Annotated in this window: 17 protein-coding genes and 1 tRNA gene; 4 read left to right on the forward strand and 14 right to left on the reverse strand. The window is 70.1% G+C overall.

The genetic code is table 11. From position 1 onward, the window contains the following. The 12 genes from EV186_RS05145 to EV186_RS05200 form a co-directional block, all read right to left on the reverse strand. A complete protein-coding gene (locus EV186_RS05145; protein WP_133847893.1) occupies positions 1–855 on the reverse strand; it encodes a hypothetical protein in 855 nt (284 codons plus the stop codon). Next, positions 855–1,379, reverse strand: a complete 525-nt coding sequence (locus tag EV186_RS05150) for a SigE family RNA polymerase sigma factor (protein WP_133847894.1) — start codon at positions 1,377–1,379, stop codon at positions 855–857. Before EV186_RS05150 ends, EV186_RS05145 begins: the two co-directional genes overlap by 1 nt. 132 nt (positions 1,380–1,511) lie before the next feature. Beyond that, positions 1,512–3,107, reverse strand: coding sequence for a solute symporter family protein (locus EV186_RS05155; RefSeq protein WP_133847895.1), 1,596 nt, complete (start codon positions 3,105–3,107; stop codon positions 1,512–1,514). Next, a complete protein-coding gene (locus EV186_RS05160; protein ID WP_133847896.1) occupies positions 3,104–3,454 on the reverse strand; it encodes a DUF485 domain-containing protein in 351 nt (116 codons plus the stop codon). The genes EV186_RS05155 and EV186_RS05160 overlap by 4 nt, the downstream gene beginning before the upstream one ends. Before the next feature lie 186 nt (positions 3,455–3,640). Further along, entirely contained in the window at positions 3,641–5,419 is a 1,779-nt protein-coding gene (locus tag EV186_RS05165; protein ID WP_133847897.1) for a sodium/solute symporter, read from the reverse strand. 11 nt (positions 5,420–5,430) lie between these two features. Continuing rightward, positions 5,431–5,847, reverse strand: coding sequence for a hypothetical protein (locus EV186_RS05170; protein ID WP_243753820.1), 417 nt, complete (start codon positions 5,845–5,847; stop codon positions 5,431–5,433). Between the two features lie 7 nt (positions 5,848–5,854). Next, the gene (locus EV186_RS05175) at positions 5,855–6,688 is read right to left on the reverse strand and encodes a LytR/AlgR family response regulator transcription factor (RefSeq protein WP_133848780.1); all 834 of its coding nucleotides are present in this window, start codon (positions 6,686–6,688) and stop codon (positions 5,855–5,857) included. 86 nt (positions 6,689–6,774) lie between these two features. After that, positions 6,775–7,614: a S49 family peptidase gene (locus EV186_RS05180; protein WP_133847898.1), complete on the reverse strand. Its 840-nt coding sequence runs from the start codon at positions 7,612–7,614 to the stop codon at positions 6,775–6,777. A 17-nt stretch (positions 7,615–7,631) separates the two neighbouring features. Next, on the reverse strand, positions 7,632–8,873 hold the full coding sequence (locus tag EV186_RS05185; RefSeq protein ID WP_133847899.1) for a sensor histidine kinase: 1,242 nt from the start codon (positions 8,871–8,873) through the stop codon (positions 7,632–7,634). 58 nt (positions 8,874–8,931) lie between these two features. Next, positions 8,932–9,795 carry an Fpg/Nei family DNA glycosylase gene (locus EV186_RS05190; RefSeq protein WP_133847900.1) on the reverse strand — a complete coding sequence of 288 codons (864 nt, stop codon included), beginning with the start codon at positions 9,793–9,795 and terminating at the stop codon, positions 8,932–8,934. Between the two features lie 44 nt (positions 9,796–9,839). After that, positions 9,840–10,277: a DUF983 domain-containing protein gene (locus EV186_RS05195; protein WP_133847901.1), complete on the reverse strand. Its 438-nt coding sequence runs from the start codon at positions 10,275–10,277 to the stop codon at positions 9,840–9,842. A gap of 147 nt (positions 10,278–10,424) precedes the next feature. Next, entirely contained in the window at positions 10,425–11,954 is a 1,530-nt protein-coding gene (locus EV186_RS05200) for a sigma-70 family RNA polymerase sigma factor (RefSeq protein ID WP_243753925.1), read from the reverse strand. 321 nt (positions 11,955–12,275) lie between these two features. On the opposite strand from EV186_RS05200, the gene EV186_RS05205 reads away from it, so the two are divergent. Then, positions 12,276–12,348, forward strand: a tRNA-Gly gene (locus tag EV186_RS05205). Positions 12,349–12,384: 36 nt separating this feature from the next. Here the strand turns inward: EV186_RS05205 and EV186_RS05210 are convergent. After that, positions 12,385–13,044 carry a hypothetical protein gene (locus EV186_RS05210; protein ID WP_133847902.1) on the reverse strand — a complete coding sequence of 220 codons (660 nt, stop codon included), beginning with the start codon at positions 13,042–13,044 and terminating at the stop codon, positions 12,385–12,387. Between the two features lie 200 nt (positions 13,045–13,244). On the opposite strand from EV186_RS05210, the gene EV186_RS05215 reads away from it, so the two are divergent. Then, on the forward strand, positions 13,245–14,345 hold the full coding sequence (locus tag EV186_RS05215; RefSeq protein WP_133847903.1) for an SHOCT domain-containing protein: 1,101 nt from the start codon (positions 13,245–13,247) through the stop codon (positions 14,343–14,345). On the opposite strand, the gene EV186_RS05220 is transcribed toward EV186_RS05215, so the two are convergent. Then, positions 14,331–15,509 carry an acyltransferase family protein gene (locus tag EV186_RS05220; RefSeq protein WP_166659024.1) on the reverse strand — a complete coding sequence of 393 codons (1,179 nt, stop codon included), beginning with the start codon at positions 15,507–15,509 and terminating at the stop codon, positions 14,331–14,333. The two genes, EV186_RS05215 and EV186_RS05220, sit on opposite strands and share 15 nt — an antisense overlap. A gap of 134 nt (positions 15,510–15,643) precedes the next feature. On the opposite strand from EV186_RS05220, the gene EV186_RS05225 reads away from it, so the two are divergent. Together EV186_RS05225 and EV186_RS05230 are read left to right on the forward strand one after the other, a co-directional pair. Continuing rightward, positions 15,644–16,876, forward strand: coding sequence for a hypothetical protein (locus tag EV186_RS05225; RefSeq protein ID WP_133847905.1), 1,233 nt, complete (start codon positions 15,644–15,646; stop codon positions 16,874–16,876). Continuing rightward, positions 16,873–17,841 carry a glycosyltransferase family 2 protein gene (locus EV186_RS05230; RefSeq protein WP_133847906.1) on the forward strand — a complete coding sequence of 323 codons (969 nt, stop codon included), beginning with the start codon at positions 16,873–16,875 and terminating at the stop codon, positions 17,839–17,841. The genes EV186_RS05225 and EV186_RS05230 overlap by 4 nt, the downstream gene beginning before the upstream one ends. Positions 17,842–17,847 lie beyond the last annotated feature (6 nt).

A 17,847-nucleotide genomic window follows, 5' to 3' on the forward strand; every position in this document is an offset into this window, starting at 1 on the left:
TTAACCGAGCTTGGCCACCTCGTCGGCGACCGTCGCGAGCTGCTCCTCGGTCAGCGGCCACTGGATGTCCGGGATCAAGGTGAGCAGGTAGGTCCGGCCGCTGGGCGTGAAGACCTGCAGCAGCTGCGCCTTGCTCCCCCGTGGGTAGAGCTGCATGACGGTGCCGTCGGACAGCGTCTTGCGCCGCGGCGTCGCGCACTCGGGAGCGGGACCGAGGGAGGCGTTCGCCGCCTCTTGCGGCGTGCCACCGTGCACCGAGAGGTCGAGCACGAGTTCACCGGCCTTGTCCTCGACGACCACCCGCTGGACGGTCCCGTCCGTCCGGTCCACGGTGTCGCGCCCGGACGGCCGCACGGCGACCGGGTTGTGCCCGGTCGTCGTGTAGTACGCGTGCAGCAAGGTCTGGTCGACCGTGCTCTTGGGCAGCCCCGGAGCGTGTGCCGGGGTCAGGAACACCGCGTCGCACCTGTCGCCGACTCCGGCGCCCACCGGCAGCTTGGTCGTCGTCGTGGTGAAGGTCGTCCCGGTCGGCGGCGGCCCGATCGGGGAGGTGTGGACGTCGCCCGGTCCCGGCGCCCGGGGCACCGGGGAATACCCGGCGAGCGCGCCCGTCGAAGGCGCGGTCGGCTGGCTGGCCACCGGGACACCGCTCCCGGACCCGTCCGGGCGGAAGAGCAAGGTGCCCGCGGCGATCACCGCCACCACGGCCGCGACCCCGCCGACGGTGGCGACGCGCTGCACCCGCAGCCGGCGCTTGCCCTTGCGGATGACGTCTTCGACGCTGGTCGTCGCCATCGGGACCGGTTCGCCCGCGAGCGCGCCGAGGGCGTTGCCGGCGCTTTCGTCGTCGTGCATCACGTTCTCCCGGTGGCCGTGACCCGGTCGGAGCACGGCGGTTCGGTGTACGCGGCTCGCAGGGTGGCGAGCCCGCGTGCGGTCTGGCTCTTCACGGTGCCGGTGGAGCACTTCAGGGTTTGCGCGGTCTCCTCGATCGACAGGTCGGCGACGAACCGCAGCACGAGCACGGCCCGCTGGCGGGGTGGGACGGCCAGCAGCGCGGTGTGCAGTGCCTGGCGCTCCTCCGTGCCGAACTCGTGCGCGGTGGGTCGGTCCGGTGGCTCGGCGACCGGGTGCTCCCGCGCCCGCCCACGGCGCCGGGTGTCCAGGAAGACCCTGGTCAACACGGTGCGGAGGTAGGCGTCCACGGTCTCCATCCGAATCGAGGACCACTTGGCGTACAGGCGGACGAAGGCGTTCTGCGTGAGCTCCTCGGCCTCGCTCCAGTCGCCGCACATGGCGTGCGCGACCCGCCGGGTGCTGTCGAAGCGCCCAGCGAAGAAATCGGCGAACTCGGCGTCTCGCGCCGCCGCGCCGCGCACCCGCTCACCCCGTTCCGTGCCGCCTGCACCCCTACTACGCCGACGTCACCGGCCGGGTTGCATGACGGAGGGTATTGGCACGCCGAAGGGGCACGGCCGGTCGCCCAGCCGTGCCCCTTCGATGGTCGGCTCTTAGTGCACGACCGCCTTCTCGGCGCCCACACCGGTCAGCGCGCGCACCTCCATCTCGGCGTACTTCTCGTCGTTGCGCTCCTTGGAGAGCATGGTGCCGAGCCAGCCGAGCAGGAAACCGGCCGGGATCGAGACCAGGCCGGGGTTCGGCAGCGGGAACCAGTGGAAGTCGACGGTCTTGAACATCGACTTCGCCGTGCCGGACACCGCGGGCGAGAACACGATCAGCACGATCGTGACGAAGAGGCCGCCGTACATGCTCCACAGCGCGCCCGACGTGTTGAACCGCTTCCAGAACAGCGAGTAGAGGACCGTCGGCAGGTTCGCCGAGGCGGCGATGGCGAAGGCCAGCGCCACCAGGAAGGCGATGTTCTGGTCCTTGGCCACGATGCCGCCGGCGATCGCGAGCACGCCGATCACGCACGCGGTGATCCGGGCGACCTTCACCTCCTGCTTCTTGTCGTCGACCGTGCCCTTCTTGATCACGTTGGCGTAGACGTCGTGCGAGAACGCGGCCGACGAGGTGATCGTCAGGCCGGCCACCACCGCGAGGATGGTGGCGAACGCGACCGCCGAGATCAGCCCGAGCAGCACGGGGCCGCCGAGCGCCTGGGCCAGCAGCGGCGCGGCGGAGTTCGTGCCGCCGGCCTCGAGCGCCTTGGGTGAGACCAGCGCGGCCGCACCGAACCCGAGCACCAGGGTGAACAGGTAGAACACGCCGATGACCACGATCGCCCAGGTCACCGACTTCCGCGCCTCCTTGGCCGTCGGCACGGTGTAGAAGCGCATCAGCACGTGCGGCAACCCGGCGGTGCCGAGGACCAGCGCGAGCCCCAGCGAGACGAAGTCGAGCTGGCTGGTGCCGGTCTTGCCGTACTGCAGGCCCGGCCCGGCGATGCCGGGCTTGCCGCTGTTGGTCGCGGCGTTGCCGAGCAGCTCGGAGAGGTTGAACCCGACCTTGCCGAGCACCCACAGCGTCATAACCAGGGCACCGAGCAGCAGCAGCACCGCCTTGACGATCTGCACCCACGTGGTGCCGCGCATGCCGCCGACCAGCACGTAGGTGATCATCAGGACACCGACCACGGCGATGACCAAGCCTTGTCCGAAGTCGCTCGAGACGCCGAGGAGCAGCGACACGAGCGAGCCCGCACCGGCCATCTGGGCCAGCAGGTAGAAGAAGGACACGACCAGCGCGGAGACCGCCGCCGCGGCCCGGACCGGACGCTGCTGGAGCCGGAAGGTCAGCACGTCGCCCAGGGTGTAGCGGCCGGTGTTGCGCAGCAGCTCGGCGACCAGCAGCAGGGCGACCAGCCACGCGACCAGGAACCCGATCGAGTAGAGGAAGCCGTCGTAGCCGTTGGTCGCGATCAGGCCCGCGATGCCCAGGAAGGAAGCCGCGGACAGGTAGTCGCCGGAGATCGCGACGCCGTTCTGCGCGCCGGTGAAGCTGTGGCCGGCGGCGTAGAAGTCCGACGCCGTCTTCGTGCTGCGGCTGGCCCGGAAGACGATGACCAGCGTGATCAGCACGAAGATCGCGAAGATGATGATGTTGAGGGTCGGGTTGCCGCCCTCGACGCCCGCAGCGAGGTTCACCGCGCACCTCCCTCGAGCTCGTCACGGATCTTGTCGGCGATGGGGTCGAGCCGCCGGTTGGCGTACCGGACGTAGAGCCAGGTGATCAGGAAGGTGGAGACGAACTGCAGCAGGCCGAGCAGCAGGCCCACGTTGAAGTTGCCGATCAGCTTCGTCGCCATGAAGCCGTGGGCGTAGTCGGCGAGCAGGACGTAGAGCAGGTACCAGACGAGGAAGAGCGCGGTCATCGGGAAGACGAAGTTGCGCAACCTCCGCCTGAGCTGGGCGAAGTCATCGCTCGCCTGCACGATTTGCCAGTCGGGGGCGTTGGGGGCGCCGCCCGTCGGCTGTTCTTCGGTTGTGCTCACGTGAACTCCTGCCTCTCGGTCGCAGGGATCTTCACGAAGATTGTTTATCCGCTTAAACGGAACCTACAACGATCAAATGGGCGAAGCGTTGAAAGGTCGGATCCGTGAGACGAGGGACATACCGACCAGACCAGACACGCCAGTCCCTGATCGAGTGAACTTTGCTGACCCGATCGCTCCAATGGCCTACTTCCGGTGGCGGCCGTCCGCGAGCCGAGCCCGCTCCTCCGCCGTCCCGAAGCGGGCGACGTCCCGGTCTCGGATGAAGCCGAGCTTGTCGGGCGCGTGCATGCGCAGCCGGATGCGGTTCACGTCCGGCGGCACCTTCGCCTTCGTGGCCTTGCTGCCCAGCACGACCACGGCGAACGCGATCGGCACGGTGACCAGGGCCGGCTGCACGACGAACCACGGCGGCTGGCTCCCGGTGTAGCGGCTGACGACGTTGAGCACCAACGCGGTCAGCACCAGGCCGCCGCCCGTGAGCATGCCCAGCAACGCCCCGACCCAGGTCAGCCGCCGCCACCAGATGCCGAGCACCAGCACCGGGCAGAACGTGGACGCCGCGAGCGCGAACGACAACCCCACCGACATCGACACATCCGACGGGTGCAGCACGATCGCCAGCGCCAACGGCACCGCGCTCGCGATCGTCGTGGCGACCCGGAAGTCCCGCACCCGCCCCGGCAGCAGGTCGGTGGACAGCACCCCGGACACGCTCACGAGCAGGCCCGACGACGTGGACAGGAAGGCCGCGAACGCACCGGCCGCGGTCACCGCGCCGAGGACCTGGCCGAGCGTGCCGGACGCGATCTTGCCGGGCAGCAGCAGCACCGCCGCGTCGGTCTGGCCGGTCACCAGCAGCTCGGGCACGTAGAGCCGGGAGAGCGCGCCGAGCAGCATCGGGAAGAGGTAGAAGAGGCTGAGCAGCAACATCACGTGCAGCGTCGTGCGCCGGGCCGCGCCCCCGTCGGGGTTGGTGTAGAAGCGGACGAGCACGTGCGGCAGGCCCATGGTGCCCAGGAAGAGCGCGAACATCAGCGAGTACGTGGCCCAGACGTCCTGGCTGCCGGTCACGGGTTTGAGCCAGGTCGCGTTGTCGGCGGGCGCGCCCGCGACCACCGGCACCGGCGAATCCTTGGTGAAGCGCAGGGTGGTGCCCGCGTCGACCTTGTGCGTGCCGCCGCCCCAGAACACCGGCCCCTCGGCGGCCGCGCCGTCCAGCGTGCCGTCCGCGGACAGGTGCACGGGTTCCTGGACGGTGAGCAGGACCGGCGTCCGCACGGTGACGGTCGTGTCGGCGGTGAACCGGGGCGACTGCGGCTGGGCCAGCCCCGGCCCGTGGAACCCGCCACCGCCGAAGAACAACGCGCACATCACGAACGTCGGCACGGCGATGGCGCAGAGCTTGAGCCAGTACTGGAACGCCTGCACCAACGTGATCGCGCGCATGCCGCCGCCGAACACGTTGATCATCACGAGCACGGCCACCAGCACCGCGCCGAACCACGACGGCATCGGCAGGATGCTCGAGATCGTCAGGCCGGCGCTCTGCAACTGCGGCACCAGGTACAGGATCCCGATGAAGACGACGAAGACCGTCGCGAACCAGCGCAGCACCCGCGAGCTCAGCCGCGCCTCGACGAAGTCGGGCAGCGTGTACGCGCCGGAACGACGCAGTGGCGCGGCGACGAACAGCAACAACGCGAGGTAACCCGCGGTGAAGCCGATCGGGTACCAGAGCGCGTTGGCGCCGTCCTTGAGCACGAGCCCCGCGACGCCGAGGAACGACGCGGCGGAGAGGTACTCACCGGAGACGGCGGCGGCGTTGCGGCGCGAGCGCACCCGGCGCCGCGCGACCAGGAAGTCCTGTGTGGTGCTGGCGAGCCGGGACGCCCGGAAGCCGATGGAGAACGTCGCCACGGCCACCAGCAGAACGGCGGCCGCGGCGAACAGGTTCAGCTCCACCGGCCCATTGTCTAGTGCTCCACCATGTCGACGAACGCGCGCTCGTGGCTTTCGGCCTTGTGGTTGAACCAGTAGGCCGCGCCGAACATCAACGGGAACGGCATTACGCCGAGGAGCAGCCACGGCAGGTGCACGCCCGCGAAGGTGACGTCGTTGAGCCTCGGCAGGAAGTACAGCAGCGCCGGGATCGCGAGGAAGATCACGCTGATCGGGATGGCCACCCGCAACGCGGTCTGCAACTGCTCCCTGATCAGGCCGCGCACCAGCTGTTCGCCGTAGCTGGTCTGCTCCTCGAGTTCGACCACCGTGCGCAGCACCGTGACCGGCGCCCGTGCGTCGGCGAGCACCACCCGCTTGCGCCTCGGCTTCGGCTGCTCGACCGGCGGCTCGAAGCTCGGGGTGCCGTTGCCGGCGGCGTGCTTGCTCATGGTCGTTCTAGCTTCCGCTGCGTGGCGCCCGGACGAGTCGGTCCTTGAGTTCTCGGGTGTGCCGCCGGCTCACCGGCAGGATCTTCTCCTCCTGGCCGATCACGACGCTGTAGCCGGAGGTGCCCATGCGCAGCTCGGTGATCCGCGCGAGCGGCACCAGGTACGAGCGGTGGATGCGCACGAAGCCGGCCTTGCCCCAGCGTTCTTCCAGCTGCGCCAAGGGAATCCGCACCAGGTGCGAGCCGTCCGCGGTGAACAGGCGGGCGTAGTCGCCCTGCGCTTCGACCCAGCGCACCGACGCCCGCGAGACCAGCTTCGTGGTGCCCGCGAGCTCGACCGGGATCACCTCGTCGTCGCGCGGCTCGGGCACGACGGGCTCGGCCTCCCCCATGCCGTCGAGGCGGATCTTGGCCAGCACCCGGTCGACGGCCTTGTTCAGCCGGTCCTGCTCCGGGGGCTTGAGCAAGTAGTCCACGGCGCCCAGCTCGAACGCGTTGACCGCCTCGCCGGGGTGCGCGGTGACGAAGACCAGCACCGGCGGCGGGGAGAACTCGTTCAGCAGCGCGGCCATCTCGATGCCGGTCAGCCCGGGCATGGTGATGTCGGCGAAGACGGCGTCGACGACCGGCAGCCCGGCCCGCTTGCGCGCGACCACCAGCTGCTCGTCGTTGCCCGCGAGCGTGCGCAGCGCCTCGGTGGCGTCGAACGCCTGCAGCACGTGGCGCACGTGCGGGTTGCCTTCCAGCAGGCCGACCAGATTGGTCAGCCCGTTCGCCTCGTCATCGACGGCGAGAACGACGAGACCGGTGGTGTGCTGTGGAGTACTCACGGTGAGCTGCATCTTGCCCATCGCAGGACACCCGTGTCCATGGTCAATTCATGGTCAACTCAGCCGCCACACGACTGGGTGAAGATGACCTGCGGTGATCACAGTCCGAAACGTGACCAAAGTGCGCGATTTTCCACCGCTTCCATGAGCATCCCCGCCGCGCCGCCGAGGCCCAGGCGGGCCAGCAAAGGCTTGCGGGGCTCGGCGATCGAGATCTCCGCCTCCGGGAAGCGCTTGGCCACGACCTCGCGCAGCGTGCCGATCCCGTCGACCAGGCCCAGCCGCTTGGCCTCCTCGCCGGTCCAGACCTCGCCGGTGAACAGGTCGTCGGCGCTCGTGTCGAGCTTGTCGCCGCGGCGCTCGCGGACCCAGCCGACGAACAGGTCGTGCAGCTTGCCCTGCATGGATTCCAGCCACGCCACGTCTTCGGGCTTCTCCGGGCGGAACGGGTCGAGCCGCACCTTGTTCGCGCCCGCGGTGTGCACCCGGCGCTCGACGCCGATCCGGTCGATCAGGCCCTGCAGCCCGAAACCCGAGCTCACCACGCCGATCGAGCCGACCAGCGACGTCGAGTGCGCGTAGATCTCGTCGGCCGCGCAGGCGAGCCAGTAGCCGCCGGACGCGGCGACGTCCTCGCAGAACGCGAGCACCGGCACGTTCTTCTCCGCCGCCAGCTCACGGATCCGGTCGGCGACCAGCGCGGACTGGGTGGGCGCGCCGCCGGGCGAGTTCACCGCGAGCGCCACCGCGACCAGCCGCTCTCGACCGAATGCCCTGGTCAGGACGGATTCGACGCTGTGGGCGTTGATCGTGCCCCTGGGCAGCGGGGACGGCGTCGGGGTGATGACGCCCTGCAGCCGCACGACGGCGACCACGGGCTTGCGATCACCGCGGTCCCCGAGTCCCGGCAGGTTCGCCAATTTCTTGGACACGCTCATGACTCGACATTACGTGATCAGGTATGCGTCGGGACTTCGTCTTCGCTGGCGGTGTAATCCGGCAGATCGGCGCGCACCCCGCTGTGGAACTTCGGCACCCGCAAGGTCACCTTCATGCCCAAACCCGGCGCCGTCTCCACCATCAACGCGTACTCGTCGCCGAAGACCGAACGCATGCGCTGGTTGATGTTGCCGATGCCGACGTGCGCGCCGGTGGTGTGCGCGTCACGCAGGTCGGCGAACAGGCGGTCGGCGTCCATGCCGACGCCGTCGTCCTCGACGCTGATCAACGCCTCGTTGCCGTTGTCCTGGGCGATCACGGTGACCGTCCCGCCGCCGGTCTTGCGGCTCACGCCGTGCTTGACGGCGTTCTCCACCAACGGTTGCAGCACCAGGAACGGCACCGTCACCGACAGCACCTCGGGCGCGATCTTCAGCCGCACGTTGAGGCGGTTGTCGTAGCGGGCCCGCTCGATCATCAGGTAGCGGTCGATGTTGCGCAGTTCCTCGGCGAGCGTGGTGAACAGGCCCGACGTGCGGAACGAGTAGCGGGTGAAGTCGGCGAACTCCTGCAGCAGCTCACGCGCCTGCTCCGGGTCGGTGCGGATCAGCGAGGAGATCGTGTTGAGCGCGTTGTAGAGGAAGTGCGGTGAGATCTGCGCACGCAGCGCGCGGATCTCCGCCTGCGCCAGCTGCTGCTTGGACTCGTCGAGCTTGGCCAGCTCCAGCTGCGTGCAGAGGAAGCCGGCGATCTCGTTGGCCATCCGCATCAGCCGCTTGTTGCTGTTCACGCCGCCGACCACGATCAGCACGCCCGCGATGCTGCCCTCGACGATGAGCGGCACGACGACGGCCGAGCGCATCGGGCAGCTCCCGCGCTGCGCGCACGGCAGGTCCTCGTGGTTGACGTGCTCGCGCCGGTTGTGGTCCTTCGCGCTCTGGATGGCGTATTCCATGTCGCGGTGGTGGTGGTTGGCCTGGCCGTCCCACGACATGACGTCGCCGCTGACGTCCTCGATGCCGACCGCGACGCAGTTCAGCAGTTCGACGAGGTGCTTGGCGGCCTGGTCAGCGGCACGTTCGGTGAGCCCGCTGCGCAGTTCGGGCGCGGCCTTGGACAGCCGCTGGATGGCGTCGAGCACGGCGTCGTCGACCGTGGTGTGCACCCGGCGGAACCGGCACAGCACCACGAACAAGGCCAGCACGGCGCCGACAACGACCGCCCCGATGACGGCGTTCTCGATCACCTGCTGAGCCACTCCTCCATGCTGAGGCCGGGATATCGCCGTGACAAGGGCGGCGACGAGACTACTGAGGCTACTTGAGCAGACGCGACAGCCTCCGGTCAGCCAACGGCTTGCCTCCGGTCTGGCACGTCGGGCAGTACTGGAAGGACTTGTCGGCGAAGGACACCTCACGCACGGTGTCCCCGCAGACCGGGCACGGCATCCCGGTGCGGCCGTGAACCCGCAGGCCGGAGCGCTTCTCGCCCTTCAACGTGGCCGCGTGCTGGCCGACCGAGCGCGACACCGCGTCGGTGAGCACCTGGTGCATCGCGGTGTGCAGCGCGGTCAACGCGTCGTCGTCCAACTTGCCCGCGGTGGCGTATGGGGAAAGTTTCGCCACGTGCATGATCTCGTCGGAGTAGGCGTTGCCGACCCCGGCGATGATCTTCTGCTGGGTGAGCGCGGTCTTGAGCCGCTCGGTGCGCCCGCGCAACACGTCGGCGAGCGCGTCCCGGCTCAGGCTCATCGCGTCCGGGCCGAGCGCCGCGATGCCCGGCACCTCCTTGGGGTCCTCGACGATCCAGACCGCCAGGCCCTTCTTGGTGCCGGCTTCGGTCAGGTCGAAGCCCGGTCCCTGCCCCGGCGGGCCCAGGTGCACGCGGAACGCCAGCGGACCCTTGCCGGGCTTCGGCGGCATCGCGGACAGCGTCTCCGCCCAGCGCAGCCAGCCCGCCCGGGCCAGGTGCACGATCAGGTGCAGGCCTTCGCAGTCCATGTCGAGGAACTTGCCGTGGCGACCCGCGCCGGACACGGTCCGGCCGTGCAGCGCGGTCCACGGTGGGCTCGCGGTCTTGAGCACGCTCAGCGACGCGACGTCCACCCGGGCAACGGTGCGGCCGGCGGCGTGCTCGCGCAGGTGTTCGGCGAGCGCCTCGACCTCTGGGAGTTCGGGCACGCGACCAGTCTCACCGCAAAACGCCTGGCTGTCACTCCACCCAGTTATTCCACGGGGTGGAGCGGACCCTCGAACGTGGGCAGTGCGTCGGTCTCGATGCTCTTGGCGATCTTCGCCGTCTCCTGCCGGGCGTGGAAGACGCCGCGCACCGTGCCGACCCACTTCTCGGCCGGCTCGCCCGGGTTCTCCTCACCGGTCTCGGCGACGAGCTTCCACGGCCGGTGCAGCGCCCAGCGGACCGGGAAGAACAGCAGCAAGGCGATCAGCAGCAGCACCAGCCACCACGGGATCACCACGTCGGCCGGCGACCACACGAAGAGCACGACGATGAACGCCACCACGAGGACGATCATCGCGATGCCGGGGACGTAACCGGCGCTGAACTCGTGCTCGAAGTCGTCGGCGGTGGCCGGCGACGACCACTCGACCTGGCTGCGCAGAGTCCACATCCGGCCGTCCGCGCCGCGCACAACGCGCGTCATGTCCGCCTCCCCGGCATCGGCGTGACCTGGTTGTCACACTGCGTCACCGTATCGAACAAGAACTCTACCGTCCCGTACCTGCGCCTTGCGGGTGAAATCGTCGTCCCACCGGGGCATTGTCCCATCCCGGGCGGCGTGCGCGAAAGATCACTGAGCGACGACGGCGGACCCGCTGGGCGAAGCGGGCGTCGATGCAGGTGAGGTGGTGGATTCGGGCGGATTCGCCGGTTTGCGCGGTGCGGACGTGCCGACGGTGTCGGACTTGCCCGACAGCGTGGTCGGGGTGGCTGACTGGGTCGACGTGATCGGCGTGGTCGGGGTGCCGGTCGCCGCGTCGAGCGTGGGCTCCTCCGCCGACATCACCGTCATCATCTGGGTCGTGGTGTACGAGGTGGTCTGACCGGCCCGGTTCACCTCGGTGACCACGGTGGTCTCCTGCACCTGCGTGCCGTAGGCGTCGACGACCGTCGCGCGGTAGACGGTGGTCTCGCCGTAGACGACGTAGTTGTCGTCGCCGCGGACCGTGCCGTCGGGCACGGACGACTCGGTGAGCACGACGGTCTCGGTCGGATCCGCCGCGGCGTGCGACGAGCTCCCCGGCGCCCCCGACCCCTCCGGGTGCGACGCGGGCGCCACCAGGGCCGTGCTGAGCGCGCCCGTGGGCAGCGCCACCGACGGGAGGCTCGTCGTGGTCGCGTGCGTGGTGATCCGCAGGTTGTTGTCATCGTCGAGCTCGTGGCTCGCCACCGGCTTGCCGTGGAACAGCGCCGGGCCGACGGCGATGCCGACCGCGCCGACCACCGCCGCGGACGACGCGGCGACCAGGGTCTTGAGCTTGATCCCGCCGAGCAGTCCCTTGAGCCCGGCGGCCAGCCCGCCGCCCTTGGTCGCGGCGAGCCCGGCGCCGACCGGCACGATCAGCGCGCCGGCGTGGGCGCGGAGCCCGGAACAGACCTCGCGCAGTTCGTCGTGGGTACGGCGGCAGTCCGAGCACCCGCCGAGGTGGGTGTGGATGCGCCGGCGTTCGGAGCCCTTGATGCTCCCGGCGGTGTACGCGCCGAGCTTCTCCAGCACCGAGCGGCACCCGGTCGCGCTGCGGTCCACGGCGAGGTGCGCCTGCAGGTACGCGGCGCGCAACCCCTGGCGAGCGCGGCGGGCGAGCGCGGCCGTCGCGTTGGGACTCAACCCGAAGTTCATGGCGACCACGGCCGGGCGTTCGCCCTCGACCTCGACCTTCCAGAGCACGCTTCGCCACCGCTCGGGCAGGCTCGAGAACGCGCGGACGATGAGGTGGCGCTCGGCGGACTGGCCGACCGCGTCGTGCTGGTCGGGGCGGTTGGTGAGCTCGTCGTCGGGGACGAGCACGTCCTTGCGCCGCAGGCTCCACTCCCACGCGACCCGGCGCACGACGATCAGCAGGTAGCCGCGGACGTTGTCGACGGGGCCCGAGCCGCGGCGGATCGCTTGCAGCACCCGGAAGAACGCCTCGGCGACGAGGTCTTCGGCCTCGGCGCGATCGGCGGCGAGGCCACGCGCGAGCCTGCGCACGGCGTCGGCGTGCCGCGAGAACAACTCGCCGAAAGCGGCGTCCTCACCGGCCCGAAGGCGCGCCAGCAGTGCCCGATCGAGAGCGGCTGGGTCCTGGGTGTTCGATCCCCCTGCGGCGAGGTCGACCACACGCTCGTCGTCCCGATCGCGGGACACGCCAGAAGCAGCCCGGTCAACCCCGGTCATCCGGCCCGGTACCTCCTCCCGGCCGCCACGCGACTGTCCGGCAACATTGCCACAGCGCGCGCGGCCGCCGTGACGGTTGACCGCGAACTGCCTCGCCAACCACCGTTCGGCGTGGGCCATTCGGCGTAGCCTCTGCGACCGATTGGTCGCTTCAGTGCTCGTGTCGTCAACCCGACCCTCGCTCCCTGCCTTTGCAAGAGGGACGGCCAGATGACGGGGTCATGACGAGAGCCCGAACGGCTTCGGTATATGCTTGCTCCGCACGCGGACGTAGCGCAGCTGGTAGCGCATCACCTTGCCAAGGTGAGGGTCGCGGGTTCGAATCCCGTCGTCCGCTCGTCGACGAAGGCGGTCCTTTCCAGGGCCGCCTTTTTCATGCCCGCAGCCAGTCCCGCCACGTCGACACCGTGGCCGGAAACTCCGGGTGGTCGAGCATGTGGCCGAGGTACTGCGCCTTGACCCGGGCTTCCGGGCTCTCCTCGGTGGCCTCGATCGCCCGCAGCCGCGCCCGCAGCCCGGAGTCGTGGACGGCTCGGGCGAGCGGGACGTACCAACGGTTCTCGCACCCGCGCGTGGTCAGCACGGCGGAGACGACCAACGCGCGCAGGCGGGCGGCGAGCCACTCCGGGTGCTCGGGCAGCTGGGCGAACCCGCGCAGCACCTTGGCCTTGAGCCGCCAGTCCTTGACCCACTCCTGCGGGTAGCCCGCCTCCCATTCCAGGTAGAGCAAGGCGTAGGGCAGCAGCCGGTCCTCGCCGCCGCGCACCCACTCGGCGACCGTGTGCAGCAAGAGGTACTGACCGGCGTCGCCCACGGCCGAGAGCCGCTGGTCCATGTCCGCGGCGAGGTGCGGCTCGGCCGGCCACGGCGTGCCGGTCCGGCTGCTCAGCTCGGCGACCCGGCGCTGGGCGTCGGCGTGCCGCTCTTGCAGCGCCGCGTGCCTGCGCAACGCCGCCTCCCGCACCTGTGGATCGCCCGAGACCAGGTCGAACGCCCAGTCGAGGTCGAGCCCGGACCGCCAACCGAGGGTCACGGGTACCAGCCTGCGCCCCGTGGGGCTCACGTCAAGACCCCGCGGGCCCAACGGCGGCGCTTTCCCAACTACTGCCCCGGCCCCAAGGGAATGAGCCGGTGGGCCAGGGGGCTCACGTCGAGCGCTCGCACCTCTACGCTACGGAGCGCAGAGCGTTCGGGGGACGCGGCAGCCGGAGGACTTCAGGGGAGACTGGACTGATGGACTGGCAGGACGAGCTGCGCACCTTGGACGGCAAGCTGACCGAAGGTGAGATCTCGCAGGCCGAGTACCGCAAGCTGCGCGACCAGGTGCTCGCGGAGGCCTCGAGCGGCGGTCCCGTGCACCGGCCGGTCGGGCCCGAGCACCACGACCGGGTCCACATCCCGTCGTCCGCGGCCGAGGAAGCGCCTTCCGGCGAGATGACGCAGGTGATCAGCACCGAGGAAGCGGCCGACGAGAAGACGCTGCGCACCCAGAACCAAGCACCGGTGCAGACCGTGCAGTCCGTGCAGACCGCCCCGCCGCTGCCCGAACTCGACGCGGACAAGACCGTCGTCGTCGGCACCCAGAAGACCGGCCCGGCCTCGGCCTACCAGCCACCGGTCCGCGCGGCCGCACCGCCGCCACCGCCGCCGTGGGAGACGGGTCCGGCCACGCCCGCGCCGATGGTGCAGGGCAACGAGGTCTTCTCGGTGGCGCGCAAGGAATCCTCGGCCAAGAAGGCCGCGCTCGGCTCGCTCGCCGTGCTCCTCGTCCTGGCGCTGATCGGAGCCGGGGTCTGGTTCTTCGTGTTGCGCGACGACGACCAGCCGACCAACGCGGGCGGCCCGAACCCGGGCACCACCGTCGTGCCCAAGGACACCGATCCCGGCTCGCAGATCCCGTCGTTGCCGGGCGTCGCCAACGCCAACGACGGCACCATGTCCGCCGATCGCGCCGTCCAGTTGAAGATCATCGCGCCCGCCGAGGCCGCCCTGCTGAAGAAGCTGGGCGCCGACCAGCTGGTCTTCCGCGGCTCCACCGGCGAGTTCACCGGCTACTCGTTGATCGCCGTGCGCGGCGAAGACCCCAAGAAGACGACCGACGGGTTGAGCAACTACTTGACGCAGAACGGTTTCCAGGCGGCCGGCCCGGTGCCCGGCGGCTACCCGGTCCTCGCCGCCCACTACGGCGACGTCACCATGCTCCAGACCGTCTACACGTCCGGCGCGTTCTCGGTGAACCTCGGGGTGGCCCGCAAAGGCGGCTCGGACGCGGCGCTGCGCGACGACCTGACCAAGGCACTCGGCACGCTGGCGAAAGCGCTACCGCGGACCTGACGTCTCGACCGCGGGTTCCACGACAGGTTCGACGACGGGGATGACCACGGTCTGGGCGTTCACGAGTTCCTCCTGCTCCTTGCGCCTGCTTCGCTCGAGGGAGGCCCGGAAGATCTTCGACCGCAGGTTCATGCACGGCTTCTCGACGATGTGCCACGACAACATGCCCAGCACGAACGCGATCGGCAGGGACAGCAGCGCGACGAGCACTGTCGACCGCGCGCCGAAGTGGACCACGACCTGTTCGGTCGGGAAGCCGTAGAGGTAGATGCCGTAGCTCGCCATGCCCACCGACTGCGGGACCCACAGCCGGCGCGGCATCAGCGACGCGAGTGCGAGCGCGAGGTACGGCACGGTGACCAGCCTGGTCACCTCGGTCGTGGCCGAGGCGTACATGACCACCTCGACGCCGAGCGCGACCGCGACCCCGGCCCACGAGAACCTGACGTGTTCGCGGTAGGTGTACATGGCGACGCTGACGCCGTAGATGGCCAGGTACTGGATCAACGGGAGGGTCGGCGTCAGCAGCAGCGTGCTGGGCAGGTCGACCTGGTTGGTCAGGATCCGCTGCAACAACGCACCCAGCACGAGCACGACGACGATCGCCAGGTAGCGGCGCTTCTTCGCGACACCGAGCAGGCCCAGCAGCGCGACCCCGCCGTAGCCGAGCACCTCGACCGGGATGCTCCACAGCGACCCGTTGACCACGTTCGGGTAGGGGTTGTCGGTGAAGACGCCGGGCAGCGCGTACTGCTGCGGGAACAGTTCGAGGTTGTGCCAGATGTACTGCCAGGTCGGGCCGGCCTGGAAGTAGTCGGACACCGGCATCGTGGTGAACACCGGGCCGAGCACGGTGGCCGAGAGCAGCAGCACCACGGCCAGGCCCGGCACGATGCGCAACGCGCGGCGGACGGTGAAGCGCCACACGCTCGGGTCGCGGATCCAGCTCTGGATCACCAGGTAGCCGCTCATCGCCATGAACACCGCGACGGCGACCGCGCCGAGGTCGACCCCGAAGCGGCTGGGCAGGACCGATCCGCCGGAGCCGGTCAGTTCGGCGGCGTGGTCGACGATGACCGCGAAGGCCGCGAGAAGCCGCACGGTGCCGTACCCGTCGGTGGCCTTGGCGCGCTCGGCACGCCCACCGGCCGTCCCGCTGGTCACCCCCACGCCCCTCCAACCCCATCCTCCTGCCGGACGTAGTCCAGCGACTCCGTAGGATAACCACGGCAGCCGCGGCAGTCGGGGCCTGATGAGGCGTGCCCGCCCAATCCAGGAACAGAGGGGAGCCGGGTCAGGTGACTTGGCAGGAGGAGCTCGGCCAACTCGACCGCAAACTCGCGGCCGGGCAGATCTCCGCGGACGACTACCGCCGTCAGCGCGACCGCATCCTGGCCGCGGCATCGGGCGGACAGCAGGCCGCGGCACCAGGGGAACCCCAGACTCCGGCGCCGGGGGTCGAGCAGCCGCAGCAGGGCCAGAACCCCGCGCCGTTCGCTCCGCCGTTCCGGTGGGAGGCGGTCCCGCCGAACGAGCCGACCCAGGCGGTTTCGCACGGCGCCGCGGCGGAATCGGCCCAGTCCGGCGACGCGGCGGACAAGACGCAGATCGTGTCCAGCGACGCCACGGCCGACCGCACCCAGGTGGTGCCTCGCGCGGCGGGGGCGGGTAACACGGCCGACAGTCCGGCCGAGCGGACCCAGCACATCCCCGCGATCGGCGCCCACCAGCAGCAGCCGCCCATGCAGCAGCCGAACCAGCCGACCTGGCCGCCTGCGCCCGGCCCGGCGCCCGCGCAGGACCCGAGCAACCCGTGGGGCAACCCGGACGAGCCGCTTTCGTTGTGGGCGCCCGGTTTCCACCAGGGTCCGGAGGTCTTCGAGACCACGCCGAACAAGAAGAGCAAGAAGCTCCCCATCATCATCGCGGCCGTCGTCGTGGTCGCGCTCGCCGCCGCGGCGGTCCTGTACTTCACGGTGTTCAAGAAGGGCTCGGACCAGGCCGGGCCGACCCCGCCGCCCACCAGCACCTCCGCGCCGCCGACCACCACGGAACCACCGCAGCCGAAGGCGTTCGGCCCGCTGGCCATCCCGGTCGGGCACACCGGTGTCGGCAAGGTCTACACGCCTGCGCAGCTCGAGTCGATCAAGCCGCTCCCGACGCCGGACCTCGTGCTGCTCAAGCAGCACGGTGTGAGCCGGGCGCAGTCGGTCGTCGGCAACATGGACAGCAGCACCGTGAGCCTCTGGTCGTTCCGCAGCAAGAACGCCAAGGACCTGCTCTCGGCGATCGTCGAGGACCAGCAGCGGTTCGGCTTCCAGGAAGTGCCGGAGGCCAAGCAGGGCTCGGTTGAGGTCTACAAGTCCAAGCAGAAGACGGCGACCGGCTCCACGATCGTCGCCTACCGCGCGCACTACATCAGCGGCGGCGACGTCATCCGGGTCGAGTCGTACGACACGGACGACGACACCGCCAAGGCGAACTTCACGGCGGCGCTGACCGCGCAGGTGCAGCACAACCCACCGGCATGACCGACGTCGCCGAGCAGGACCGGGCGCACCCGAGCGCCGGCGTGACCACCCGAGCGGCCGACGACGCGACCCCGACCTCGGTCCGGGTCGCGATCGTCGCCTACGCCAACCCGCTCGACGAGCTGTGGCGGTGCGTCCGGGCCCTGCTGCGGTCGATCGACAACGCGTTCGAGACGCCCGGCGTCGAGTTGAACGCCGTGACGATCGACCTCGGCGACTGCTCACCACGGCGGTTGCTCACCAACGAGGACGCTGCGGCGTTGAGCGCTGCCTGCCCGAGCCGGGTGCGCTTCGAGTACCGGTGGTTCGGACGCAACCTCGGGCACAGCGCGGGCACGAATGCCTTGTGCGACAACGCACCCGAGGACGCATTGTTGTTGCTGAACCCGGACACCTACGCCTCCCCCACGCTGTTCCTGCGCATGCTGCGGGCACTGCGGGACGGGGACGTGGTGGCCGTGGACGCCCGGCAGATCCCGGCCGAGCACCCGAAGCACTACGACGAGGTGACGGGCACGACCAGCTGGGCGAGCGGTGCCTGCATGCTGGTCCGGACCCCGCACTTCCGCGGCGTCGGCGGCTTCGACGCGGACCACTTCCCGTCCTACGTCAACGACGTCGACCTCAGCTGGCGGCTGCGCCTGGCCGGTGGCCGCATCGTCCACGAACCGACGGCCGTGGTGTTCCACGACAAGCGGCTCACGGTCGAGGGCGGGGTGCGCCCGACCTCGTCCGAGGAGTACGCGGGCCTGCTCGGCCGGCTCGTGCTGCTCAGCAAGTACGGCAAGGACGACGACATCGCCGACCTGCTCGACTACCTCGAGGAGCACGGCACCACGACGCAGGCCTCGGCCGCCGAGGAGTTCCGGCGGCGGCGCGCGAGCGGCGCGCTGCCGGAGACCGTGGCGGGCGCCGACCACGTCGCCGAGTTCACCGAGGGCGAGTACGGCCGCCGCCGATTCTGACGGGAC

The sequence above is a fragment of the Labedaea rhizosphaerae genome (assembly GCF_004362825.1).
Classification (GTDB): domain Bacteria; phylum Actinomycetota; class Actinomycetes; order Mycobacteriales; family Pseudonocardiaceae; genus Labedaea; species Labedaea rhizosphaerae.

Excerpts from the sequence above, each read along its gene's own strand:
- EV186_RS05145 (WP_133847893.1), bottom strand. The coding sequence starts at position 855 with ATGCACGACGACGAAAGCGCCGGCAACGCCCTCGGCGCGCTCGCGGGC.
- EV186_RS05170 (WP_243753820.1), bottom strand. The coding sequence starts at position 5,847 with ATGAGCAAGCACGCCGCCGGCAACGGCACCCCGAGCTTCGAGCCGCCG.
- EV186_RS05175 (WP_133848780.1), bottom strand. The coding sequence starts at position 6,688 with ATGCAGCTCACCGTGAGTACTCCACAGCACACCACCGGTCTCGTCGTT.
- EV186_RS05180 (WP_133847898.1), bottom strand. The coding sequence starts at position 7,614 with ATGAGCGTGTCCAAGAAATTGGCGAACCTGCCGGGACTCGGGGACCGC.
- EV186_RS05195 (WP_133847901.1), bottom strand. The coding sequence starts at position 10,277 with ATGACGCGCGTTGTGCGCGGCGCGGACGGCCGGATGTGGACTCTGCGC.
- EV186_RS05215 (WP_133847903.1), top strand. The coding sequence starts at position 13,245 with ATGGACTGGCAGGACGAGCTGCGCACCTTGGACGGCAAGCTGACCGAA.
- EV186_RS05230 (WP_133847906.1), top strand. The coding sequence starts at position 16,873 with ATGACCGACGTCGCCGAGCAGGACCGGGCGCACCCGAGCGCCGGCGTG.